Origin of the sequence: Luteimonas sp. TWI596 (assembly GCF_039674105.1) — a bacterium.
GTDB lineage: Bacteria > Pseudomonadota > Gammaproteobacteria > Xanthomonadales > Xanthomonadaceae > Luteimonas.
The window spans coordinates 1-22,031 of the sequence record NZ_JBDJMU010000028.1 but is presented as its reverse complement, the minus strand read 5'-3'; the positions used below and the strand labels follow the sequence as shown (position 1 = coordinate 22,031).

Below are 22,031 nucleotides of genomic sequence, written 5' to 3'. Positions count from 1 at the left end.
GAATGACGACCCGGAAGGCCGATGGAGCTAGCGGAGATAGCGTCGCCAGGCAGCGACCGACTCGTCGACCAGGTTCAATACGTGCTCGAACGCAGGGCGCTGCTGCCGGTAGGGATCGGGAATCTCGCGGTCGCCGGCCCACTTGCCCAGCAGCATCACCTTGCCGCTGGCCTGCGGCACCTCACGGGCGATCCGCGCCTGATGGGCCCGCTCCATCACCAGCACCAGATCGGCGTCGGCAAGCAGCACGGGCGTCAGCCGACGGGCACGATGTTGATCGGTGTCGAGGCCCCGCTCCTGCAGCAGCGTTGCTGCAGTCGGATCGATCGGCCGGTCGACCAGCGCCTGCAACCCGGCAGAGGACACCGCGATGCCCGAGGTCCCGAGCTCCGATCGCAACACGATCTCCGCGGTAGGGCTGCGGCAGATGTTGCCGATGCACACGAACAGGACCTTCCGAAACACCTGGATGCACTCCACTCCCGGACGCCGCCGGGGCGGACACAAGCGCGCAGTCTAGCAAGCTCGCTCTACGTGATCCGTGAGCAACCTATTCAGCCTTGTCGAGACACGCTCACCAAACCATCCGAGCGTCGAAGCCGCCTTGACATGACCAGCTTTCGGCCTATAGCCTCGCAACAGCCTGGACGCATACCGTCCTTTTACATGCTTGGAGCTCCCCCATGAACAAGACCCTTCGCCTGATCGGCACGATCGCCCTGGCCGGCCTGTCCGGTATCGCCTTTGCCGCACCGCAGGCCCAGGGCACGGCAGCCTCCAATAACGACGCATCGCAGGAAAGCGGCATTCCCGGTGGCACCGGCGGCGCAGTCGGCACTGGGCTGAGCCAGGGCGCCACTGTTGGCATCGTGGCAGGCGTGGTCGCGCTGGCCGCAGTGGTGATGGACAACAATGGCGACAGCGAAGGCAATGTCGGCGACGGCGGTGGCGGTACGGGCACCGGTCCGGGCACCGGCACCGGCGGTACGGGCACGACCGGCACCGGCACGAACTGATCGCCGCCGGGCACCTTCGCCCGCGGGACACCAGTCACCCCGCCGGTCCAGGCCGGCGGGGTTTTTTATGGTCAACAGGCGGTGGCGCCTGCCCACGCCAGGAGATCCCGTGTTCATGCGTCCCTTGCTTCGTCCTCTTCTCGTCGCCTTCGCCGCCACATTGATGGCTGGCTGCATCTGGAGCCCCGGTCAGCACATGCGAACCGGCTCGGCTAACGACGGGGGATTTCGCACCGTCGGCAACGACCAGCTCGATCTGATCCCGATCACGCCGAAACTGATTGCAATGGAGCGGGCCACGCAGCAGCCCGGCGACGTGCTGCCGGCCGCACTGGTCGAGTACCGACCGCCGGCCTACGCCATCGGGGTCGGCGATGTGCTCTACATCACCGTCTGGGACCACCCTGAGCTGACAGTGCCCGCTGGCGCCCAGCAACAGCTCAACGCCGCCGGCCGCCACGTCCAGACCGACGGCACCCTGTTCTATCCCTACATCGGCAAGGTCCAGGCTGCAGGCCGCACGCCCGCCGAACTGCGCGCGGACATCGCCGGCAAGCTGGCGCGCTACATCGAGTCGCCGCAGGTCGACGTCTCGGTGCTCACCTATGGCAGCCAGCGCGCCTGGGTGACCGGCGCAACCGCCAACTCGACCGCTGTGCCATTGACCATGGCGCCGATGACGCTCAACGACGCCATCAGCCAGGCCGGCATCAACCCGACGGTCGCCGACCTCTCGGGCGTGCGGCTGACCCGCAATGGCATCACCTACACCATCGATCTGGATCGCCAGTCGGGTGACGCGATCTATCTCAAACCCGAGGATCACCTGTACATCCCATTCCTCGACGACAAGGAAGTGTTTGTCGTCGGCGAGGTCATGCAACCGGGTGCGCAGAGCTTCCGCACCGGCACCATCAGCCTCAGCCAGGCACTGGGCCGCGCCCGAGGCCTGATGCAGACCACATCCAACGGCAATGCGGTCTATGTGATCCGCGGCGCACGCGGTCTCGAGGCCGACACGCCACCGTCGGTGGTCTATCAGCTCGAGGCGAAGTCGCCCGCGGCTTTCGCCGTGGCCAGCCAGTTCCAGTTGCAGCCAGGCGACGTCGTGTTCGTCGGCGCCGCCGGCATTACCCGCTGGAATCGCTTTGTGGGGCAGCTCCTGCCGTTCTCCGGCATCATCAGCAACGCCGCCCGCACCAGCAACGATCTCAATTGATGTCCTCGCGATGACGGCGCTTCGCATCGAACACCGCGCGCGCGCGTGCGCAGCATCAATTGCGGTTGGCGCAGTTCTTCTCATGTTGATCGGCTGCAACGGCATGACCCGCAGCGGCGTGGATGCGGTCCGTCTCGCCGTCTTCCGCCCGTCGATTGAAGTCACGCCCGAGCGCGTGGCCGCCAATCCCTATGCCCAGGTGCTGGTGGAGGGCGACGACATCCAGGCACTGATGGTGCTGGGCAACGATGATGCTGGCCTGACTTCCTGGTACAGCCCCGACCGCAGAATCGTGTTTCTGCGTGACGGCCTGCTGGCCGGTACCGCCGGCCTGCCGCAAGACGCAGTCGACATCCACCTCGAAGGCGACAACCCGTTCGCGCGCCTCCCCCTGCTTGAGGGCACCGCGCGCACGCTGCGTCGTTATGACTGGATGCCCGGCCACCGCTACGGCGTGATGGTCGAAGGCGAACTGCGGCGTACGGGCACCGAACAGGTCGAGATCCTGGGGCAGACCCGCACCCTGGTCCGTTTCGACGAGCGGCTGCGCGGGCCCGACATCGATGCCATCAACAGCTATTGGGCCGAGCCCGATACCGGCTTCATTCTCAAGAGCCGGCAACTCCTCGCTCCAGGCCGGAGCCTCGATCTCGTCCAGCTCAAGCCCTATCGGCACGGAAGCGCACGATGATGTCCCGATTCCTCGGCTGCGCGCTGCTGCTTGCCGCCGCCAGCGCCGCTGCTCAATCGCCTGCACAGGTCCACGTCACTGTCGAAGGCGCCGTCCTTCGTCCGTCGACCTTCGCGCTGTCGGAAGACGCCCGGCTGTCCGATCCCATCCTCGCGGCCATGCCGACGAGCGAGGCCTACACGACAGGCGCCGCCCTGCTTCGCCGCCAGGCCGTCGTCCCCCAGACCCGCCTTCGTGCAGGACTCGAGCATAGCCTGCAGGCGATCCAGACCGCCGAGGACACACCACTCGCGGTCGCCGAGACGGCAGCGCGCATGGAAGCCTGGCTGACAACGCTGCCGGTCACCGGACGCATTCCGACACAACTCGACGGGCGCAGGCTCGAGGTCGACCCTGGTGCCAACCTGCCTGTCCGCGACGGTGACCGCCTGGTCTACCCGCTGCGCCCCGACACGATCGCCGTCGTCGGGGCCGTCGAAGCGCCATGCCGCCTACCCCATGTGGCACTGCGCGAAGCCGCCAAGTACCTGCGCCAATGCCCGACCCTGGGCGCGGATCCCGACTTGCTTTACGTCGTTCAGCCCGACGGCAGCGTGGCGCAATTGGGCATCGCACCTTGGAATCGCAGCCCGGCCCAGACACTGGCGCCTGGCGCGGTGCTGTATGCCCCGCTGCCCGAGCGCACCCTGCGGCGCATCGACCCCGACTTCAACCGAGAGTTCGCCCAGTTTCTGGCGACCCAGCCGATCGCACTGCCCGTTTCGCCTCGGGTGCAGGACGCCGCCCGATGACCCGACGTACCGCCCCCCCCCAACTTCCGCTCGGCCTGCTGGCGCTGGCGATCGCCGGCAGCCTGCACGCACAGGAGTCCGCGCACGACCTGGTCACCCAGAGCGACTGGGGCGGTGCCGGCCTGCTGCAGACCCCGACCGCGCGCATGGAGCCCGAGGGACAGGTCAGCCTGTCCACCAGCTACACCTCGCCCTACGCGCGACACAACCTGTCGCTGCAACCCTTCCCGTGGCTCGAGGGCACGTTCCGCTACGTCGGCCTGCGCAACCAGCGCTACGGCCCGCCAAGCCTGAGCGGCGATCAGAGCCTGAAGGACAAGTCGATCGACGTGAAGCTGCGACTCTGGCAGGAAAGCCGCTGGCTGCCGGAGATCGCGCTCGGCATGCGCGATATCGGCGGCACCGGCCTGTTCTCGGGCGAGTACCTGGTCGCCAACAAGCGCTTTGGCGCCATCGATGCCAGTCTCGGCCTGGCAACGGGCTACCTCGGCAACCGCGGCGATATCGCCAACCCCTTACGGCTCATCGACTCCGGCTTCGAGACGCGCCCCGGCGGCGGCCGTGGCCCGACCCAGTTCAATACCAACGCCATGTTCCGCGGCCCTATCGGAGTGTTCGGCGGCATCACTTGGCAGACGCCCTTCGAGCAGTTGCTGGTCAAGGTGGAACTGGACGGCAACGACTACAAGACCGAGCCCCGAGGCACGCGGCTGGACCAGCGCTCGCCGATCAATGTCGGACTGGTCTATCGCCCCACGCCGAACCTGGAACTGACCGCCGGCCTGGAACGCGGCGACACCCCGGTATTCGGCTTGGCCTTCGTCGGCAATCTCAAGACGGCGCGCAGTAATGCGCCGATCCTCGATACGCCCGCACCGCCCTTGCGGCGGCGTGTCACTGGCGAGGACAGCCTGTCGGGTGCTGCCACGGACGCACCGGCGCATCAGCCCGACACGGACTGGGCCGTAGTCTCCGCCGACCTGGAGCGAGACGCAGGCATTGCCGTATCGAGAATCACCAGGCGCGATGGCGAACTCATCGTCCACGGCAGCCAGACACGCTACTTCTACCCAGCCCAGGGCGTCGGGCGCGGTGCGCGCGTGCTGGACAACGCGGTGACCGACGACATCGACTGGTTCACGTTCGCGCACGAGCGCGTGGGCATGCCGATCGCAGAAGTGAGCGTCGAGCGCAATGCGTTCGCCGACTACGTCGACCGCCGGATCGACCTCGAAGCGATGGCGCGCAAGGTCGAGCTGTCGCCGCCGGCGCAGCAGCGCCGCGAAGAGCTTTATCGCGCGCCGTTCGACCGGCTGCGCGGGAGCTTCGGTCCCGGGTACAAGCAGGTCCTCGGTGGCCCGGACGGATTCATTCTCTATCAGCTCACGGCCGACTTCGGCGCCAGCTACTGGTTCGGCCGCAGTACCTGGCTGACCGGTGCGGTCAGCGTCGACATCGCCAACAACTTCGACAAGTTCCGCTACGACGCCCCCAGCCGCCTGCCACGCGTGCGGACGTGGCAGCGGCAGTTCCTGACGACGTCCAAGGTCACGGTGCCCAACCTGCAATTGACCACGGCGCGCAAGTTGGGGCGCGACTGGTACGGCATGGCCTATGCGGGCTACCTGGAGTACATGTACGGCGGCGTCGGTGGCGAGGTGCTGTATCGCCCGTTCGGGGAACGCTGGGCGCTGGGCATGGACCTGAACCAGGTCCGTCAGCGCAACTTCGATCAGCACGCGGGGTTCCGCGACTACGAGGTCACCACGGGCCATGTCACCGGTTACTACACCTTCGGGCGCCAGCAGCGGGTCCAGGTCAACGTCAGCGCCGGCCGCTACCTGGCCGGCGACGTCGGCGCCACCGTCAACGTCGCCAGGCGTTTCGACAACGGTGTGACGATGGGCGCCTATGCCACCAAGACCAACGTCTCGTCACGCGACTTCGGTGAAGGCGACTTCGACAAGGGGATCTACTTCTCCCTCCCCATGGATTTCCTCCTGCCCAGGCCGACGCGAGCGCGCGCGGAGATCCTCTGGCAACCGCTGACCCGCGATGGCGGCGCACGGCTGGCGCGGCGTTACAACCTGTACAACCTGACCAGCGAACGCGACGGCGACGCGCTGTTCGACAATCTGGACTGGATCGATCGCTGACTTGGCGGTTCAGATTGAACCGCCACGCACCCGCTTTGGGCAGTTCCTGCCCCAGCGCGGCACATTCAGGCCTCACTTTTTCTCACGGTGCGGCTTGGAGGGCGCATAATTCGCTATTCAGTCGGCGAACCGCCCATCGTGCGTGGCAGCCGACGCCTATCGTCACGAGGAACTGATCTGATGTCTTCAACGGGTACCGCCGCCATTGCCGTGATCGGCCTGGGCTACGTCGGGCTGCCGCTGGCCGTGGAGTTCGGCAAGCGGTACGACACCATCGGCTTCGATATCAACGTCCGCCGCGTCGAAGAGCTCCGCGGCGGGAGCGACCACACGCTTGAGGTCGACGCCGAAGAACTGCGATCCGCCAACCGGCTGCGCTACACCACCGAGACGGCGGGCATCGCAGATGCCAATGTCTACATCGTCACCGTGCCCACACCGATCAACGAGCACAAGCACCCGGACCTCACGCCGCTGATCAAGGCGAGCCAGGCAATCGGCACCGTGCTCAAACACGGCGATACGGTGATCTACGAGTCCACAGTGTTTCCGGGCGCAACCGAAGAGATCTGCGTTCCCGAGCTCGAGCGCGCGTCGGGTTTGGTTTTCAACCAGGACTTCACGGTCGGTTACAGCCCCGAACGCATCAACCCGGGCGACAAGGAACGGCGCCTGACCACGATTCCCAAGATCACCTCGGGCTCCACACCCGAAGCCGCCGAATTCGTCGATGGCCTGTATCGCAGCATCATCACTGCAGGCACCCACAAGGCGCCGACCCTGAAGGTGGCCGAGGCCGCGAAGGTCATCGAGAACACCCAGCGCGATGCGAACATTGCGCTGATCAACGAATTCGCGCTGATCTTCCACCGCCTGGGCATCGACACCAGCGACGTGCTCGCGGCCGCAGCAACGAAATGGAACTTCCTGCCCTTCAAGCCGGGCCTCGTCGGCGGCCACTGCATCGGCGTGGATCCGTACTACCTGATCCAGAAGGCACAGTCGGTCGGCTACCACCCCGACATCCTGCTCGCATGCCGTCGCATCAACGACGCCATGGGCCAGCATGTCGCCGCTGAAGTCGTGAAGCTGATGATCCGCAAGGGACACGCCATCCAGGGCAGCCGCGTGCTGGTACTGGGCTTCACCTTCAAGGAGAACTGCCCGGACCTGCGCAACACGCGCGTGGTGGACCTGGTCAGCGAACTGCGCGACTTCGGCGCACAGGTCGACATCCACGACCCCTGGGCGTCGCGCGACGAGGCACAGGCGGAGTACGGCGTGGAGCTGCTGGCCGAGCCCCCCCAGCAGGGCCATTACGACGCCATCGTGCTCGCGGTCGCACACGACGAATTCAAGCCGGGCAATGCCGATGTCCGCCAGTGGGCGACCGATCGCACCGTGATCTACGACATCAAGGGCATCTTGCCAGCCGATCGCGTGGACGGACGGCTCTAACTAAGCCTGTATCGGCGGCACACGCAACACGTACTTTCAGGACACTCTCATGAAGAAATTCGCACTGATTGGCGCTGCGGGCTACATCGCGCCGCGCCACATGCAGGCCATCAAGGCCACCGGCAACGTACTGGTTGCCGCCTACGACCCGAACGACTCGGTCGGCATCATCGACAGTCACTTCCCGGAAGCCGACTTCTTCACCGAGTTCGAGCGTTTCGATCGCCACATCGACAAGCGCCGCCGCGCCAACGACGGCAAAGCCGTGGACTACGTTTCGATCTGCTCGCCCAACTATCTGCACGATTCGCACATGCGCTTCGCGCTGCGCTCGGGTGCCGACGCGATCTGCGAGAAGCCGCTGGTCCTCAATCCCTGGAACATCGATGGCCTGCTGGACATCGAGCGCGACACCGGCCACAAGGTCAATACGATCCTGCAGTTGCGCGTGCATCCGGCGATCGTTGCGCTGCGCGAGCGCGTCCGCAGCGAGCAGCGCGATACCAAGCACGAAGTCGATTTGACTTACATCACCTCGCGCGGCCACTGGTATCTGCAGAGCTGGAAGGGTGACCTGAAGAAGTCGGGCGGCATCGCCACCAATATCGGCGTGCACTTCTTCGACATGCTGCACTACATCTTCGGCGACCTGCAGCAGAACGTCGTGCACCTGTCCGAGGACACCCGTGCCGCGGGCTACCTAGAGTATGCGCATGCCCGTGTCCGGTGGTTCCTGTCGGTGGATTTCGAAGACGTGCCGCGGGCCCAGCGCGACGCCGGCCAACGCACCTATCGCTCCATCACTGTCGATGGCGAAGAAATCGAATTCTCCGGCGGCTTCACCGACCTGCATATCCGCAGCTACGAGGAGATCCTCGCAGGTCGCGGCTTCGGATTGGAAGAGAACCGTACCGCCATCACGACCGTCGCGCAGATCCGCGACGCCCTCGTCGTTTCCGGCGCCGACGATGCACACCCGTTCATCCAGAGGGCGCGCGCATGACGTTTCAGCAGCACCCCAGTGCGATCGTCGATGACGGCGCGCAGATCGGCGAGGGCTCGCGCGTCTGGCACTTCGCGCATGTGTGCGCCGGCGCCCGCATTGGCAAGGGTGTATCGCTCGGCCAGAACGTGTTCGTCGGCAATCGTGTCGTAATCGGCGACCGCTGCAAGATCCAGAACAACGTGTCGGTCTACGACAACGTCACCCTCGAGGACGGCGTGTTCTGCGGCCCGAGCATGGTGTTCACCAACGTCTACAACCCGCGATCACTGATCGAGCGCAAGGACCAGTACCGGGACACGCTTGTGCGAACCGGAGCGACGCTCGGCGCCAACTGCACGATCGTCTGCGGCGTCACCATTGGTGCGTTCGCCTTCGTCGGCGCCGGCGCGGTGGTCAACAAAGACGTCCCCGACTATGCGCTCATGGTGGGCGTGCCCGCCCGTCAGATCGGCTGGATGAGCGAGTTCGGCGAACAGCTCGACCTGCCGGTAGAGGGTGACGGCGAAGCGACCTGTTCGCACACCGGCGCGCGTTACCAGCTGCACGGCCGCCAGCTGACCCGCCAGGACGCATGACAATGGAATTCATCGATCTTCAGACGCAGCAGGCGCGCCTCAAGGACCGGATCGACGCCGGCATCGCGCGCGTCCTTGCCCACGGCAAGTACATCCTGGGCCCCGAAGTGGCCGAGCTCGAGGAACGCCTTGCTGCATACACGGGCGCCAAGTACTGCATAAGCGTCGCAAACGGCACTGACGCGCTTCAGATCGCATTGATGGCGCTAGGCGTAGGGCCTGGCGACGAAGTCATCACGCCTGGCTTCACATACATCGCCACAGCGGAGGCGGCCGCAGTCCTCGGGGCGCGCCCCGTCTACGTCGATATCGATCCTTTGACCTGCAATCTCGACCCGGCATCGCTCGAGGCTGCGATCGGTCCGAAAACGAAAGCCATCATTCCAGTCTCGTTGTACGGCCAGTGCGCGGACTACGATGCCATCAATGCGATCGCCGACAGACACCGCGTACCCGTCATCGAGGATGCTGCGCAGAGCTTCGGCGCCACGTACAAGGGCCGAAAGAGCTGCAATCTGACGACGATCGCCACGACCAGCTTCTTTCCCAGCAAACCGCTGGGGTGTTACGGCGACGGCGGCGCGATCTTCACCAGCGACGAGACGCTGGCGACGATCATGCGCCAGGTCGCTCGCCACGGCCAGACGCGTCGCTATCACCATGCCCGCGTCGGCGTGAACAGCCGGCTCGATACCTTGCAGGCCGCCATCTTACTGTGCAAGCTCGATATCTTGGAAGACGAGATCGCCGCGCGGCAACGGGTCGCCGCCGGGTACGCCCGAATGCTAGCCGGCAGCCAAGTCCAGGCTCCGCACGTCGAGCCGCATAACACCAGCGCCTGGGCGCAGTACACCGTCCGCGTGCAGGATCGCGACGCGACGCAGGCCCGGCTGCATGCGGCCGGCATCCCCACCGCGGTCCATTACCCGATGCCGCTGAATAAGCAGCCGGCCGTTCAGGACATCGCGGCCCGCCTGCCTCACGGCGATCTGGCAGCCGACCAAGTGCTTAGCTTGCCGATGCACGCCTATCTTGACGATGATTCGCAGCAACGGGTAGTCGCTCCGCTCGTTGCGGGTGCGTAGAGCAGATCCGTTGGCGTGCTGGACTTTATTAAGCGGAGACTGAATCAGGCCCGGGTCGGCGGCGTTGCGCGCTCGATCGGCGTGCTCGTGGGCGGCACCGCGTTCGCACAGGCTTTGGGGGTTCTTGCGCTCCCGGTGCTGACCCGACTTTATACCCCGGCGGATTTCGGCGTACTGGCGGTTTACACCGCGCTGCTGGGCATCCTGGCCGTTGTTGCCTCCCTTCGCCTGGAGATCGCGATCCCCCTGCCAGAGGCGGACGAGGAGGCCGCCAATCTCCTGGCTGTCGCCCTGTGCAGCTCGGCAGCCTTCGGCGCGGCATTGGCGATCGTCGTCGGCTTTGGGGCCGATCCGATCTCCGACCTGCTCGACGCCCCCGGCCTGGCGCCTTACCTGTGGCTGCTGCCTCTGGGTGTATGGATCACCGGTTCGTACACCGCGCTGCAGTACTGGACATCTCGCAAGAAGAACTTCATGGCGGTCGCGCGTACGCGGATGAGCCAGGCGATCGGCGGTACGGCCACCCAGTTGGGTCTGGGCGCGTTGGGTATCGCGCCATTGGGCCTGCTGCTCGGCCAACTCATCAAGAGCGGAGCTGGTGTCGCCGGGCTGGGCTATCGCCTCTGGAAGCGCGACCGAACCGCGCTGCGCGCCATCCGTCGACGGGACATGAAGCGGGTTGCCGGCGAGTACCAGCGATTCCCGAAGTACTCGATGCTGGAGGCACTCGCCAACACCGCGAGCATCCAGGTGCCGATCCTGCTCATCGCCGCCAACAGTCCAAGCAACGATGCCGGCCACTTGCTGCTCGCGATGCAAGTGCTCGCGATTCCGGCGGCCCTCATCGGCCAAGCCGTCGGGCAGGTGTTCCTGTCTCATGCATCCGAACACTATCGTAAGAACGAACTCGCCTTTTTCACTGCACGAATGGTCGGGCACCTCATCGCTGCGGGCATTGCTCCCGTGGCCATGATCGCCCTGCTCGCCCCGCTCACGTTCCAGCTCATTTTCGGCTCCGGCTGGGAGCGCTCAGGCGACCTGGTCGCCTGGATGGCGCCCTGGTTCTTCATGCAATTCATCACTTCACCGGTATCGATGGTGCTGCACGTGACCGGAAATCAGAAACTCGCTCTTTCATTGCAGTTTTTCGGGTTCGTCCTGCGCACCGGTATTGCAGCCGTGGCCATTAAGCTGTCCCAGGATCATGTGGCAGAAGCCCATGCACTGTCCGGAGCCGTGTTCTATTTCATCTACTTCGTTGTGGTCGCGAGGGTCGCGCACATCGATGTACAGCTATTGGCCAGGGCGGCCCCCAAGAAGGCGATCGTCCTGAGCCTGGGCGGCGTTGTGCTCGTGGCCGCCGCCTTACACGTTGCAAGACTGCTCGGATACGGTGGATAGCCCGACCGTGCCGATGTGTAAGAACACCACGATCTCGACATCTTCCCGCCTACAGAACAGCTCAAGAATGAACTCAATGCAAGCAGCCCACCAGGATGGATCGAGTTGCACAGAGGCTTCCCGCAACTGCACTTCGGGATTCGCCGATCTCGTGCCAGGCGGCAAGAAGGCACTCTAAGGGATGAGCCGATGACACTCTCTTTCCGAAGCAGCCTGTCGCTGTCTATCTTTCTGCTGCTGTACGCAGCAGATGCTGTTCTGTACTCGGTCCGAATCACCTATGGCTGGCCGACGCCTCCGGTCGGTCTGTTCGCGTCAGCACTCGCGATTGTGGCCTTCTTCTTGTTCTCGAGGCCTCGCAAGCAGCTCATCCTGCCTGCGTTCTGCATCCTCGGATTCATGATCGCCGGACTCGTCGCCGCCGCGCAGTCGGACCGGTACGACCTGGCCTGGCTCTCGAACTACTACTGGTACGCAGCGGCCTTCATAGCGGGCGCCTTCTTCATAGCAAACTACCGCTTTGATTCCGGCAGGGAGGGCAGGCGCACCTTCCTTATCTCGCTGGCCGTCATCGTCGCGATCACATACATCTATTCGTCTGACAGGATCCTGCTGCTGCAGGAGCGACTCAACTACATCCGGGTTGCGGGTGGCACGTACTCCCTGCTCTTACTCGCGATCGTGACCTCCGCGAACACCCGATCAAAGGCGCTCATCTATCTCCTGGGACTTGTGGCGATCTACCTGATCGGGTCCCGGTCCTGGTTCTACCTGTGGCTAATCACACCGCTTGTATACCAGATCGCCCAGAACGGCCTCGGCTTTAAGTCGGCAATCCGAATAGCCGTACTTTTCGTCGCGCTCGGCTCTGGGCTGCTTTACGTAGTGATGAACAACTATTTCAACATTATTGATTCGCGCATAGTCCGGCTGCTTCTCAGCTCCGACACCGACACCTCGCTCAACGAACGTTCCCACTTACTTCAGGCCGGCATCAGGCAGATCCAAGAAAGCCCGCTCTGGGGACGCTACAACGGATTTCTGGATTATCTGGATGGTGGGTACATCCACAACATCCTCTCCTTCTGGCACCAGTTCGGGCTCATTCCTTTCGCCATCGTTGTGCTGATGCTCGCACTGCCTATCCCAAAGATGCTGGTGGGCCCCGCTGGCGGGCGAAGCGAACTGTTCGGAAGAATGGTCTTCATCTCCGCGCTGATCCAGTCCGTGCTCGCCCTCTCCTACGTCAACCACTACCTCTTCTTCGCGTTCGGCGTCACCTACGGGCTCGTCGGGCACACAGCTCGACACACGTCCTCAGACGGCAAGATGGTCAGGAAGAAATCGTCATGAACATCATATTTCACACGCCGCTGCCGCTTGCGGTTAATCCAGTCTCTGCCAGCGGCATCCGGCCCATGCGGATGATCGATGCTTTCAGCGCGCTCGGGCACAAAGTCGATGTTGTGTCCGGTCACGGGCGAGAACGCGCCAAGGCCATCGGCGACGTCAAGAAGAAAATCCGCAACGGCACAAAGTACGCACTGGCCTACTCCGAGAGTTCCACGATGCCGACGCTTCTTACCGAGCGTCATCATCTACCGACCCGACCTTGTCTGGATTTCGGTTTTTTCAAGCACCTGAATGATCTTAAGGTTCCGATCGGGCTCTTTTACCGCGATATCTATTGGGCTTTTCCGGAGTATGAAAAGAATGTCGGTGCGCTTCGGGCGAAGTTCGCCAGATTTTTCTATCGATACGATCTACAACGCTACAATAGTCAGCTGGACATGCTCTACGTGCCCTCAATCCGGATGGTCGAAAGCATTCCATCCTCGATGACGTGTCCGATCTCCGAGCTTCCTCCCGGGCACGATTTTGATGCCGCACGCGTCTCGACCACCCGCAGCGGCGTTCCTGGTGAACTGAGACTTCTCTATATCGGTGGCCTGTCCTCGCATTATCAGATGCACGAATTGTTTTCGGCAGTCTCCGCGTCGGCGAACACGCGATTGGTAGTATGCACACGCGACCTTGAGTGGCACTCCAATCAATCCGCCTACGCACCGTATCTGTCCGAAAACATAGAGATCGTACACGCCTCCGGGGAAGGACTTAACGCCCTATACGACCGTAGTGACATTGCGCTTGTGTTCGTGAAACCACATGCGTACTGGACATTCGCCGCGCCCGTCAAGCTCTATGAGTACCTCGGACGAGGCACGCCGATCATCGCGTCGAAGGGCACGCTGGCGGCGGAGTTCGTTGAAGCTAACAAGGTGGGCTGGGTGATTCCCTACACGTCGGATGACCTCTCTGCTCTGCTGCGTCACCTATCCCAGAATCCCGACGAGATCGAGCGCGCCAGACAGCAGTGCTTGACGGTGTTGAGCCAACATTCCTGGAAAGCCCGAGCGGCTCAGGTCATCAACGACTTGGCTGGTGCCTAATGAAGATCGCGTTGCTGGCGAGCGGTTCATCCATCCATGCGATTCGCTGGGCCAACGGGCTCCAGACTGCTGGCGCCGAAGTGCACCTGGTCACGCAGCATCCGCTGTTGGAGCCGTTGGATCCTGGAGTGCGCGTTCACTCATTTCCGTTCCGTGGAGTCGCTGGCTATTTCCTAATGGCGCCCGGTGTGCGACGGCTATTAGCTGACATTCGCCCGGATGTGGTTAATGCGCATTACGCCAGCGGCTATGGAACTACCGCACGCCTGGTCAACCATAGCCCGTGGCTACTGTCGATCTGGGGAAGCGACGTCTACGACTTCCCCTATAAAAGCCCGCTCCACCGATGGTTGGTCACAGGCAACTTGCGCGCAGCGACGCGCGTCGCCTCTACAAGTCATTGCATGGCAAGCCAGGCACGTCGTATGGCCCCGGACCTGGGAGAGATCGAGATCACGCCCTTCGGCGTCGACTTTTCGGCATTCCAGGACCGAGGAGCACGCCTCAGTGACGACGAGCGACCGGATCGCGCACTGGTGATCGGAACGGTGAAAACACTCTCCCCTAAATATGGAATCGACACACTGATCTCGGCGTACGCGATCGTCAGGAGGAGGGCGACCGAACTCGACTCCGCGCTAGCCCGTTCGCTTCGACTTCGGATCGTTGGTGGAGGCCCGCAGCTTGCGGAATTGCAGATCCTGGCGAGGTCTCTGGACCTGGGCGATGACGTAACGTTCGTGGGTCGAGTGAATCACGGAGAGGTTCCCACTGAGCTGGGACGAATGGATGTGTTTGTCGCGCTGAGTAGACTCGACAGCGAGAGCTTCGGCGTCGCGGCCATCGAAGCCGGGGCCGCGAGCCTGCCGGTGGTCGTCTCCGATGCTGGCGGGTTACCCGAGGTCGTCGTCCACGGCCAGACCGGGATCGTCGTCCCTAGGGAGGACCCGGAGGCCGCGGCCGACGCAATCATGAAGCTGGTGATCGACCCCGCGATCAGACGGACAATGGGCGCAGCAGGTTGGAACCACGTCCAGACCCACTACGCCTGGCCTGAGTGCGTCGAGACGATGCTTAATGCGCTGCGCAGAACGATAGACCCCACACCGCCCGCTGGACCGGATGCGGTACGTGCCGGGCACCGCCGTTGAATCTCTTGATCCGCGATGAGGTATCGGACGCGACCTCCGATCCCGATGAGAGCATCGACCGATGAAGCATGTTTGGATACTCAACCACTACGCCACCGTGCCAAGCGGCGTTGGAGGCACCCGGCATTACCACTTGGCGAAAGGGCTGGAGGCAGCCGGTTGGCGCGCGTCCATCATCGCCTCCAGCGTGGAGATCAACTCCGGAAAGCAGAGACTGTCGACATCCGAAAGATCCAGAACCGACATGATCGACGGCATACCCTTCCTCTGGGTGAGGACGCCGGATTACGAGGGGAATGGCGGCGGGAGGATCATGAACATGCTGGCATACAGCATCGGCGTCCTGAAGCCATCAGTCACGCATGCACTTGGCAAGCCTAGCGTGATCGTGGGCTCAAGCGTCCATCCCTTCGCCGCGCTCTCCGGCCTGATCCTGTCCAGAAGATTCGGTGTTCCCTTTGTGTTCGAGGTTCGCGACCTCTGGCCGCAGACGTTGATCGATCTGGGGCGTATCAGGAAGAACGGGGCAATGGCGATCGCGATGCGCTGGCTTGAGCGGCTGCTCTACCGGTCGGCTACGAGGATCGTCGTGCTTCTACCCAGGGCTGGTGATTACATTTGTCCGCTGGGGATTGAGCCCGGCAGGATCGTCTGGATTCCCAATGGAGTGGATCCCGGACTCTTTCCGCCCACACCGCACCGCCAGCGAGATTCGCGTTCAAGCTTCAGCTTCATGTATTTCGGAGCACACGGACAGGCCAATGCGCTGGACCCGCTGATCGATGCCATGGCGATCCTCCGAAGCCGACGCCCCAGCCACCCGATCCGCCTCAGAATGATCGGGGACGGCCCACTGAAGGCCGGACTGATTGAGAGGGCGGCTGCACTCGGACTCGACGACTCGCTCGTGTCTTTTGAAGATCCTGTGCCGAAGCAGGACATCCCACAACTTGCCAGCCAGGCAGACGCCTTCGTCCTTTCCGTGCTCGACCAACCAGATCTTTATCGCTACGGCATCAGCATGAACAAGCTTTTCGATTACATGGCATCTGCACGCCCGATTGTCATGGCTTCCGCAGCCGTCAACGACCCCGTCCGGGAGTCCGGCTGCGGTACAACCGTACCGCCCGGCGACCCGCTGGCGCTGGCCAACGCCATGGAGCGCATGGCCGACATGCCGTCCGATGCGCTTCGAGCGATGGGGGAGCGTGGGCGGGCACACGTGCTGGAGAACTTCGGGTTCGATCGCCTTTCGGCCCGATTCGGTGCGATTCTGGACGACACCCTCGCGCCCGGGGAGAGCGCGCGATGAGTGCACCCAGCGCAAGGATGCTGTCCTCTGCGGCAGTCGTAGACTTCGTCCGCGGAATCTACGGCCCCGACTTCATCCCCCTCCACCGCCCAGTCTTCGAAGGCAACGAACGCCAGTACTTGGTCGACTGCATCGACTCGAACTTTGTGTCATCCGTCGGCGCCAAGGTGACCGAGTTCGAGGAGCGCGTGGCCGCCTTCACCGGCTCGAAGCACGCCATCGCGACCGTCAACGGGACTGCCGCACTGCATGTGGCGTTGCAGCTCTCAGGCGTGGGCCGGGACGACGAGGTGATCACGCAGGCACTGACCTTCATCGCGACGTGCAATGCGCTCAGCTACGCTGGCGCGCATCCGGTGTTCGTCGACGTTGATCTCGACACCATGGGGCTCAGTCCCACATCACTACGCCGGTGGTTGGAAGCCAACGCGGAAGTCCGCGGTGGCCAGGCCTGGAATCGGGCAACGGGGCGACGCGTCGCGGCGTGCGTGCCGATGCATACCTTCGGACAGCCCTTGCGGATCCGCGAGATCGTGGCGATCTGCGACGAGTACGGTATCGCAGTGGTCGAGGATGCGGCCGAATCGCTTGGTAGCTACGTCGACGGACGGCACACCGGCACATTCGGGCGGTTTGCGACCTTGAGCTTCAACGGCAACAAGGTCATCACGACCGGCGGCGGCGGCATGATCGTCACCGACGACGAGGCTCTGGCCAAGCGCGCAAAGCATCTCACGACCACCGCCAAGGTGCCCCATCCCTACGAGTTCGTGCACGACGAGATCGGCTACAACTACCGGCTTCCCAACCTGAATGCCGCCCTGGGCTGCGCACAGATGGAACGGCTCGACGAGATGCTGGCGGTCAAAGCGGACGTGGCTGCGCGCTATGCCGCATTCTTCGCCGATACGGACATTCGCTTCGTCCAGCCGCTTGCGGACTGCACGAGCAACTGGTGGCTCAACGCGATCGTGCTGGATTCCGAAGCTGAGCGCGACGCCTTCCTCGAGTACACGAACGCGCAAGGCGTGATGACCCGGCCTATCTGGCGATTGATGTCGCGGCTGCCGATGTTCAGCGCCTGTCAGCACGATGGGCTCGAGAATTCCCATTGGTTGGAGGCCCGTGTCGTCAACCTGCCCTCCAGCGTTCCCGACGGCGCCCTGCGCCCGCGCTGACGCATTCCTTTCCAGCAACACCAGCAGAGCACTTCCCCCATGGATGTACTGAACCTCATTGGCCGCGATGGGCCGCTTTTCGATGCAGATATCCAGCGCCACGACGCCGAGTTGCGGGAGATCGTGGCCGCCAGCCGATTCCTTGTCATCGGCGGCGCTGGTTCCATCGGCCAGGCCGTGACGCGCGAGATCTTCAAGCGTGATCCCCGCGTGCTGCATGTGGTCGATATCAGCGAGAACAACATGGTCGAGCTGGTGCGCGATGTCCGCAGCACGCTCGGCTACATCGACGGAGATTTCCGCACGTTCGCGCTCGACTGCGGCAGCCGCGAGTACGCGGCGCTGATGAACGCCGGCGACGGCTACGACTACGTGCTCAATCTGTCGGCGCTCAAGCATGTGCGCAGCGAGAAGGACCCGTTCACGCTGATGCGGTTGATCGAGGTCAATATCCTCAACACCATCGATACCATCACGCAGGCGCGCGTGGGCGGTGCCCGAAAGTACTTCTGCGTCTCCACCGATAAGGCGGCCAACCCGGTCAACATGATGGGCGCGAGCAAGCGGATCATGGAGATGTTCCTGATGCGCGCCAGCCTGGAGCTGCCGATCTCGACCGCGCGGTTTGCGAACGTCGCCTTCTCCGACGGGTCGCTGCTGCATGGGTTCAACCAGCGTTTCGCCAAGCGCCAGCCGATCTCCGCGCCCAATGACGTGCGCCGCTATTTCGTCACACCGCAGGAGTCGGGCGAACTCTGCTTGAGTTCATGCCTGCTCGGCGACAATCGCGACATCTTCTTCCCCAAGCTCAGCGAGCAGTTGGATCTGACGCGCTTCTCTGATATCGCCGTGCGCTACCTGCAGTCACTCGGGTTCGAGCCCTACGCGTGCGACAGCGAGGACGAGGCCCGTGCCCGTGCGCCCGAGCTGATCGCCGGGAAGCGCTGGCCGGTGTACTTCTTCGCCAGCGACACCACGGGCGAGAAGGACTTCGAGGAGTTCTACATGGGCACCGAGACGCTGGACATGGAGCGCTTTGAGAATATCGGCGTGATCCGGAACGAACCGGTGTTCGACGAGGCCAGGCTGACGTACTTCCTCGACACGCTCACGCGTATCCGGCAGCAGCGCACGTGGGACAAGCCGGAGATCGTCGACCTGTTCAACTACATGATTCCCGAGTTCGCCCACAAGGAAACCGGCAAGTACCTCGACGGCAGGATGTGATCATGCAACGACTTCTCGATATCCTGCTGTCAGGGCTCGCGCTTTTGGTGCTCTCGCCGCTTCTGGTGCCGATCGCAATTGCGCTGCGCCTGACCGGCGAAGGCGAGGTGTTCTACGTCCAGCAGCGGATCGGACGCCACGGCGTGACGTTCGGGCTGTTCAAGTTCGCCACGATGCTCAAGGACAGCCCGAATCTCGGCACCGGTACGGTGACCGTCAAGCACGATCCCCGCGTCCTTCCGCTGGGTCGCGTGCTGCGCAAGACCAAGATCAACGAGTTGCCGCAGTTGTTGAACATCTTTCGTGGCGACATGAGCATCGTGGGGCCGCGGCCGCAGACGCGCCGCTGCTTCGATGCCTTCCCTGCACGCTCGCAGGCGGAGATCATCAAGGTCAGGCCGGGGCTGTCGGGCATCGGGTCCGTCGTCTTCCGTGACGAGGAGGAACTGATGCATGCCAGCGCCGAGCCGGAGCGCTTCTACGATGACGTGATCATGCCCTACAAGGGCGCACTGGAAGAGTGGTATGTGGCGCACCAGGGCGTCGGGACCTATCTTTGGTGCATCGTGCTCACCACGTGGGTGATCCTGGTCCCGGACTCGCGAGCCGTTTGGCGGGTATTCCCCGACCTGCCGCCCGCGCCCGAGGCATTGACCCGCGCCGCAGAGGCCGCCCCGGCCGCCTCGCGCTGATGTCGTCGCGCGACGCCATGTACAGGCAGGTGGCCGAACTGCATGTTCGCTGCCTGGACCGGAGTTTCCTGGCGACGCTGGGCGTGGGGTTTCTCACCTTCATGTACCGCGCGCTCGACGAGTCTGACAGCACCTTGCTGTTGGTCCATCGGGAAGGCGATGCAGTTGTCGGGTTCGTCACTGGCGGCGCGAGCATGGGGCCGGTGTACAAGCGGATGCTGCGCAGTCCGCTGCGACTGGGCTTGAACCTGGCCCCGGCGATGCTGCAACCGTCCAAACTGCGCCGGATTCTTGAGATCCTGCGCTATACCCGGGGGGCGGCCGCCCGACCCGATCTCGAATTGCCGACGGCCGAGTTGCTGAGTCTGGCGGTCGCGTCGGAGTGGCGAGGTCGCTCGATCGCGGAGTCCCTGTATCGGGCCTTGGAGCGCGAGTTCCGCGCACGGGGCGTCACGGCGTTCCGGATCGTGGCGGGCACGTCGCTGGTGCCCGCCCACCGTTTCTACAGACGCATGGGGGCGGAGCCTGTCGCGGAGATCGAGGTCCACGACGGCGAGCACTCGGTCGTCTACGTGCAGCGGCTCTGATCCCGCTTCCCGCATGGACCTGTCCCGCGCATTGCTGCTTGCGTTGATCTGCGGCGTCTGCCTGACACTGGCCTGGCGGACGCGTCTCGTGCCCAGGCTGGCGACGCTGGCTGGCGCGGCGCTGGCATCGGGACTGCTGTTTCTGCCCGGCCCACGCCTGGTGGCGATCTTTGGCAGCACGAATGTCGCGCAATGGACTCATTGGGCGCGACTCACCCCGTGGAGCCTTTCGGACTGGGCCCATTTCGCGATCTTCGTCCTGCTCGGCGCACTCCTGTGGGTCTGTCGCGCCGATCTGCGTGGCTGGCGCGCCTGGGCGGTTATCGCAGTGCTCGCCACGGCCGCCGAACTGGCCCAGGAACTCGCCCCCGGCCGCTCACCCGAGATCCGTGATGTCGTGCTCAACCTGCTCGGCGGCGCGCTCGGCCTCTATCTAGGCAAAGGAAGTCAACGGCTCTTGGCGCTGACGCTCAAGGCTGCCTAACGCCCATCAAGAAAGTGACCTGTCGTGTCCATTTCGGTCAATTCACAACAGATGATGACTGCACGCGTCATAGAATTGATGAAAAATGGTGAGGAATTCGCCGAGGACTTACAATACCTATTGCATTCAGGAAGGCTGCGGGTCGATGTGGTTCATTGAAGTTATCGGCGACCTGGCCTGGGATGCCGCCCTTGCAGCACTTGGTGTGACTTGGTTCGCCCAGTGGCTGCTGCAGCCCGTTGCAACGCGCCTCAATCTGCTCGACCATCCCAAGGGCCGGAAGGACCATGTTTCGCCGACCCCAGTGACCGGCGGCATCGCCATGGGACTAGGCGTGGTGCTGGCAGCTCTCGTTTTCTCCCGCGAAGTGGGTGACGGCTTCGTGGGCTTTCTTGGCGCCGCGGCGATCATCCTGTTCGTTGGACTGTTGGACGATCTCTACGACCTGCGCTGGACCTGGCGCGTCATGGCGCAGATCGTCGCCGCCCTGGTGATGATCTATGGGGGCGACGTACGCGTCGAGCAGCTTGGCCCGGTGTTCGGGCTCGAGTCGGTGGCACTGGGCTGGCTGTCGGTACCATTCACGATTTTTGCGACTGTCGGCCTCATCAACGCCATCAACATGGTCGACGGCGTCGACGGCTTGGCCGGCACCGTCGTGTGGTGCGCATTGCTGATGCTCGCCGCCGCTGCACTCTACGCAGGTAACGACATCATCGCCGACCGGTTGATGATTCTGATGGGAGCCGTGGCGGCGTTCTTGGCTTTCAACCTGCGGCTGCCCTGGCGCCAGCGCGCGGTGCTGTTCATGGGCAACGCTGGCAGCGCATTTCTCGGTCTGGTCGTGGCCTGGTTCTCGTTCCGGTTGACCCAGAACCCGGGCCATCCGGTCAGTCCCGTTCTGGCCCTGTGGTTTGTACCGGTGCCAGTGATGGACACACTTGTCGTCATGCTGCGTCGGATCCGCAACAAGCGCTCACCGTTCTATGCCGACCGCAATCACATCCATCACCTGATGCGGGACGCCCATTACGGACATTTGCGCGTGGTCGTCGCGCTTGCCGCATTCAGCCTGATCTGTGGATTCCTCGCCAGTCTTGCGATACGCGCAGATGTCCCCGAGCCGTTGTTGCTCGTCGCATTCTTCGTGATGTGCTTGGCGTGGTACGCGGTAACCGCAAAGCGGGAGCGCGCGATCCGCTTCTTCCGCTGGTTCGGGCCCCGGCTCGCCTGAGCGCTGATCAAGCTCCGAAAAGGCGGCTCTACATCCTCGCCCGCGCTTGAACCTGGCCCCAGCTTTTCCGCCACGCCGCATCTCATTCGCGGCGTGGCGGGCGTCCGCGCTGGCTGTGATACCTACTCGACGGTGACCGACTTGGCGAGGTTGCGCGGCTTGTCGACGTCGGTGCCGCGCGCCAGTGCGGTGTGGTAGGCCAGCAGTTGCACCGGGATCGTGTGCACGATCGGACTCAGCACGCCCACATGGCGCGGGGTGCGGATCACGTGCACGCCCTCCGACGGGCCGAAGTTGCTGTCGGCGTCGGTGAAGACG

Annotated in this window: 21 protein-coding genes and 1 pseudogene; 20 read left to right on the top strand and 2 right to left on the bottom strand. The window is 63.6% G+C overall.

The features are described 5' to 3' along the window. Window positions 1–27 precede the first annotated feature (27 nt). Window positions 28–465 carry a low molecular weight protein-tyrosine-phosphatase gene (locus ABE487_RS15870; RefSeq protein WP_346445552.1) on the bottom strand — a complete coding sequence of 146 codons (438 nt, stop codon included), beginning with the start codon at window positions 463–465 and terminating at the stop codon, window positions 28–30. Window positions 466–683: 218 nt separating this feature from the next. Between ABE487_RS15870 and ABE487_RS15865 the strand changes: the two genes are divergently transcribed. The 20 genes from ABE487_RS15865 to ABE487_RS15770 all read left to right on the top strand — a co-directional run bounded on the left by ABE487_RS15865 (window position 684) and on the right by ABE487_RS15770 (window position 21,713). Continuing rightward, window positions 684–1,016 carry a hypothetical protein gene (locus tag ABE487_RS15865; RefSeq protein ID WP_346445551.1) on the top strand — a complete coding sequence of 111 codons (333 nt, stop codon included), beginning with the start codon at window positions 684–686 and terminating at the stop codon, window positions 1,014–1,016. Window positions 1,017–1,212: 196 nt separating this feature from the next. Further along, a complete protein-coding gene (locus tag ABE487_RS15860) occupies window positions 1,213–2,235 on the top strand; it encodes a polysaccharide biosynthesis/export family protein (RefSeq protein ID WP_346452630.1) in 1,023 nt (340 codons plus the stop codon). Window positions 2,236–2,245: 10 nt separating this feature from the next. Continuing rightward, the gene (locus ABE487_RS15855) at window positions 2,246–2,926 is read left to right on the top strand and encodes a YjbF family lipoprotein (RefSeq protein ID WP_346445549.1); all 681 of its coding nucleotides are present in this window, start codon (window positions 2,246–2,248) and stop codon (window positions 2,924–2,926) included. Next, on the top strand, window positions 2,926–3,717 hold the full coding sequence (locus tag ABE487_RS15850; RefSeq protein WP_346445548.1) for a capsule biosynthesis GfcC family protein: 792 nt from the start codon (window positions 2,926–2,928) through the stop codon (window positions 3,715–3,717). Before ABE487_RS15855 ends, ABE487_RS15850 begins: the two co-directional genes overlap by 1 nt. Next, entirely contained in the window at window positions 3,714–5,873 is a 2,160-nt protein-coding gene (locus ABE487_RS15845; protein WP_346445547.1) for a YjbH domain-containing protein, read from the top strand. The genes ABE487_RS15850 and ABE487_RS15845 overlap by 4 nt, the downstream gene beginning before the upstream one ends. Before the next feature lie 180 nt (window positions 5,874–6,053). Then, window positions 6,054–7,331 carry a Vi polysaccharide biosynthesis UDP-N-acetylglucosamine C-6 dehydrogenase TviB gene (gene tviB, locus ABE487_RS15840; protein WP_346445546.1) on the top strand — a complete coding sequence of 426 codons (1,278 nt, stop codon included), beginning with the start codon at window positions 6,054–6,056 and terminating at the stop codon, window positions 7,329–7,331. 49 nt (window positions 7,332–7,380) lie between these two features. Further along, entirely contained in the window at window positions 7,381–8,334 is a 954-nt protein-coding gene (locus ABE487_RS15835; protein ID WP_346452631.1) for a Gfo/Idh/MocA family oxidoreductase, read from the top strand. Continuing rightward, window positions 8,331–8,912: a UDP-2-acetamido-3-amino-2,3-dideoxy-D-glucuronate N-acetyltransferase gene (gene wbpD / locus ABE487_RS15830; RefSeq protein WP_346452632.1), complete on the top strand. Its 582-nt coding sequence runs from the start codon at window positions 8,331–8,333 to the stop codon at window positions 8,910–8,912. Before ABE487_RS15835 ends, wbpD begins: the two co-directional genes overlap by 4 nt. 2 nt (window positions 8,913–8,914) lie before the next feature. Next, window positions 8,915–9,997 carry a DegT/DnrJ/EryC1/StrS family aminotransferase gene (locus tag ABE487_RS15825; RefSeq protein WP_346445543.1) on the top strand — a complete coding sequence of 361 codons (1,083 nt, stop codon included), beginning with the start codon at window positions 8,915–8,917 and terminating at the stop codon, window positions 9,995–9,997. Window positions 9,998–10,012: 15 nt separating this feature from the next. Continuing rightward, window positions 10,013–11,398, top strand: a complete 1,386-nt coding sequence (locus ABE487_RS15820; RefSeq protein ID WP_346445542.1) for an oligosaccharide flippase family protein — start codon at window positions 10,013–10,015, stop codon at window positions 11,396–11,398. Window positions 11,399–11,587: 189 nt separating this feature from the next. Beyond that, window positions 11,588–12,751, top strand: a complete 1,164-nt coding sequence (locus tag ABE487_RS15815; RefSeq protein WP_346452633.1) for a hypothetical protein — start codon at window positions 11,588–11,590, stop codon at window positions 12,749–12,751. Beyond that, a complete protein-coding gene (locus tag ABE487_RS15810) occupies window positions 12,748–13,848 on the top strand; it encodes a glycosyltransferase (protein ID WP_346445540.1) in 1,101 nt (366 codons plus the stop codon). The genes ABE487_RS15815 and ABE487_RS15810 overlap by 4 nt, the downstream gene beginning before the upstream one ends. Beyond that, on the top strand, window positions 13,848–14,999 hold the full coding sequence (locus tag ABE487_RS15805; RefSeq protein WP_346445539.1) for a glycosyltransferase: 1,152 nt from the start codon (window positions 13,848–13,850) through the stop codon (window positions 14,997–14,999). Before ABE487_RS15810 ends, ABE487_RS15805 begins: the two co-directional genes overlap by 1 nt. 61 nt (window positions 15,000–15,060) lie before the next feature. Further along, window positions 15,061–16,311 (top strand): glycosyltransferase family 4 protein, encoded by a 1,251-nt coding sequence (locus ABE487_RS15800; RefSeq protein WP_346445538.1) that lies wholly within the window; start codon window positions 15,061–15,063, stop codon window positions 16,309–16,311. Then, a complete protein-coding gene (locus ABE487_RS15795) occupies window positions 16,308–17,489 on the top strand; it encodes a LegC family aminotransferase (protein ID WP_346445537.1) in 1,182 nt (393 codons plus the stop codon). Before ABE487_RS15800 ends, ABE487_RS15795 begins: the two co-directional genes overlap by 4 nt. A gap of 39 nt (window positions 17,490–17,528) precedes the next feature. Continuing rightward, window positions 17,529–18,716, top strand: coding sequence for a UDP-N-acetylglucosamine 4,6-dehydratase (locus ABE487_RS15790; RefSeq protein ID WP_346452634.1), 1,188 nt, complete (start codon window positions 17,529–17,531; stop codon window positions 18,714–18,716). Between the two features lie 2 nt (window positions 18,717–18,718). Further along, window positions 18,719–19,408, top strand: coding sequence for a sugar transferase (locus ABE487_RS15785; protein ID WP_346452635.1), 690 nt, complete (start codon window positions 18,719–18,721; stop codon window positions 19,406–19,408). Next, the gene (locus tag ABE487_RS15780; protein ID WP_346445534.1) at window positions 19,408–19,995 is read left to right on the top strand and encodes a GNAT family N-acetyltransferase; all 588 of its coding nucleotides are present in this window, start codon (window positions 19,408–19,410) and stop codon (window positions 19,993–19,995) included. The genes ABE487_RS15785 and ABE487_RS15780 overlap by 1 nt, the downstream gene beginning before the upstream one ends. A 13-nt stretch (window positions 19,996–20,008) precedes the next feature. Further along, window positions 20,009–20,479: a VanZ family protein gene (locus tag ABE487_RS15775; RefSeq protein ID WP_346445533.1), complete on the top strand. Its 471-nt coding sequence runs from the start codon at window positions 20,009–20,011 to the stop codon at window positions 20,477–20,479. Between the two features lie 145 nt (window positions 20,480–20,624). Continuing rightward, window positions 20,625–21,713 carry an MraY family glycosyltransferase gene (locus ABE487_RS15770; RefSeq protein WP_346445532.1) on the top strand — a complete coding sequence of 363 codons (1,089 nt, stop codon included), beginning with the start codon at window positions 20,625–20,627 and terminating at the stop codon, window positions 21,711–21,713. Window positions 21,714–21,835: 122 nt separating this feature from the next. On the opposite strand, the pseudogene ABE487_RS15765 reads toward ABE487_RS15770, so the two are convergent. Beyond that, window positions 21,836–22,031 (bottom strand): annotated as a pseudogene (locus ABE487_RS15765) (glutamine--fructose-6-phosphate aminotransferase); the annotation flags it as partial.

Bases quoted from the DNA above. Each gene is read 5' to 3' on its own strand.
- ABE487_RS15865 (WP_346445551.1), top strand. From the start codon at position 684: ATGAACAAGACCCTTCGCCTGATCGGCACGATCGCCCTGGCCGGCCTG.
- ABE487_RS15860 (WP_346452630.1), top strand. From the start codon at position 1,213: ATGCGAACCGGCTCGGCTAACGACGGGGGATTTCGCACCGTCGGCAAC.
- ABE487_RS15855 (WP_346445549.1), top strand. From the start codon at position 2,246: ATGACGGCGCTTCGCATCGAACACCGCGCGCGCGCGTGCGCAGCATCA.
- ABE487_RS15850 (WP_346445548.1), top strand. From the start codon at position 2,926: ATGTCCCGATTCCTCGGCTGCGCGCTGCTGCTTGCCGCCGCCAGCGCC.
- ABE487_RS15845 (WP_346445547.1), top strand. From the start codon at position 3,714: ATGACCCGACGTACCGCCCCCCCCCAACTTCCGCTCGGCCTGCTGGCG.
- tviB (WP_346445546.1), top strand. From the start codon at position 6,054: ATGTCTTCAACGGGTACCGCCGCCATTGCCGTGATCGGCCTGGGCTAC.
- ABE487_RS15835 (WP_346452631.1), top strand. From the start codon at position 7,381: ATGAAGAAATTCGCACTGATTGGCGCTGCGGGCTACATCGCGCCGCGC.
- wbpD (WP_346452632.1), top strand. From the start codon at position 8,331: ATGACGTTTCAGCAGCACCCCAGTGCGATCGTCGATGACGGCGCGCAG.
- ABE487_RS15825 (WP_346445543.1), top strand. From the start codon at position 8,915: ATGGAATTCATCGATCTTCAGACGCAGCAGGCGCGCCTCAAGGACCGG.
- ABE487_RS15815 (WP_346452633.1), top strand. From the start codon at position 11,588: ATGACACTCTCTTTCCGAAGCAGCCTGTCGCTGTCTATCTTTCTGCTG.
- ABE487_RS15810 (WP_346445540.1), top strand. From the start codon at position 12,748: ATGAACATCATATTTCACACGCCGCTGCCGCTTGCGGTTAATCCAGTC.
- ABE487_RS15805 (WP_346445539.1), top strand. From the start codon at position 13,848: ATGAAGATCGCGTTGCTGGCGAGCGGTTCATCCATCCATGCGATTCGC.
- ABE487_RS15800 (WP_346445538.1), top strand. From the start codon at position 15,061: ATGAAGCATGTTTGGATACTCAACCACTACGCCACCGTGCCAAGCGGC.
- ABE487_RS15795 (WP_346445537.1), top strand. From the start codon at position 16,308: ATGAGTGCACCCAGCGCAAGGATGCTGTCCTCTGCGGCAGTCGTAGAC.
- ABE487_RS15790 (WP_346452634.1), top strand. From the start codon at position 17,529: ATGGATGTACTGAACCTCATTGGCCGCGATGGGCCGCTTTTCGATGCA.
- ABE487_RS15785 (WP_346452635.1), top strand. From the start codon at position 18,719: ATGCAACGACTTCTCGATATCCTGCTGTCAGGGCTCGCGCTTTTGGTG.
- ABE487_RS15780 (WP_346445534.1), top strand. From the start codon at position 19,408: ATGTCGTCGCGCGACGCCATGTACAGGCAGGTGGCCGAACTGCATGTT.
- ABE487_RS15775 (WP_346445533.1), top strand. From the start codon at position 20,009: ATGGACCTGTCCCGCGCATTGCTGCTTGCGTTGATCTGCGGCGTCTGC.
- ABE487_RS15770 (WP_346445532.1), top strand. From the start codon at position 20,625: ATGTGGTTCATTGAAGTTATCGGCGACCTGGCCTGGGATGCCGCCCTT.